The sequence below is a fragment of the Shewanella sp. SM68 genome, assembly GCF_025653925.1.
GTDB lineage: Bacteria > Pseudomonadota > Gammaproteobacteria > Enterobacterales > Shewanellaceae > Shewanella > Shewanella oncorhynchi.
The window spans coordinates 1-711 of sequence record NZ_JAKKRU010000035.1 but is presented as its reverse complement, the minus strand read 5'-3'; the positions used below and the strand labels follow the sequence as shown (position 1 = coordinate 711).

1 tRNA gene and 1 rRNA gene are annotated in these 711 nt (G+C 47.7%); both read left to right on the top strand.

The features are described 5' to 3' along the window. Positions 1-225: ribosomal RNA gene (locus L5M40_RS22520) — 16S ribosomal RNA — on the top strand; the annotation flags it as partial. A gap of 242 nt (positions 226-467) precedes the next feature. Beyond that, a tRNA-Ile gene (locus L5M40_RS22515) sits at positions 468-544 on the top strand. Positions 545-711: the final 167 nt, after the last annotated feature.

Below are 711 nucleotides of genomic sequence, written 5' to 3'. Positions count from 1 at the left end.
AACTCGACTCCATGAAGTCGGAATCGCTAGTAATCGTGGATCAGAATGCCACGGTGAATACGTTCCCGGGCCTTGTACACACCGCCCGTCACACCATGGGAGTGGGCTGCAAAAGAAGTGGGTAGCTTAACCTTCGGGGGGGCGCTCACCACTTTGTGGTTCATGACTGGGGTGAAGTCGTAACAAGGTAGCCCTAGGGGAACCTGGGGCTGGATCACCTCCTTACCTATACGACTAACTTAATGTTTGGTCGAAAAATGCTCCTGCATTTTCGACATTCGGTACATCCGTGTACCTTTTGAGTGTTCACACAGATTTGCTTGATAGAAGAAAGAGTAAAAGATGGACCTAGTTAAATAGGTTTATCAAAGATGGGTCTGTAGCTCAGCTGGTTAGCACCCCAATCCCTTCATAAAGAGTAGGGTGAGGTCGGTGGTTCTAGATGGACTTAGATTTATCAATAAGATGGGTCTGTAGCTCAGCTGGTTAGAGCGCACCCCTGATAAGGGTGAGGTCGGTGGTTCAAGTCCACTCTGACCCACCAAATCTTCGTTCTCCTTTGTTAAATTAACACTCGTTTAGTGAACTAAACGTCGCGTTAATTTGCCGCGGATAACTCGATTTGGCAAACCAATCCTTTTAGAGGTTTGGAACATCTTACTTACTCGCACTGCATGTAAATGGGGCTATAGCTCAGCTGGGAGAGCGCCT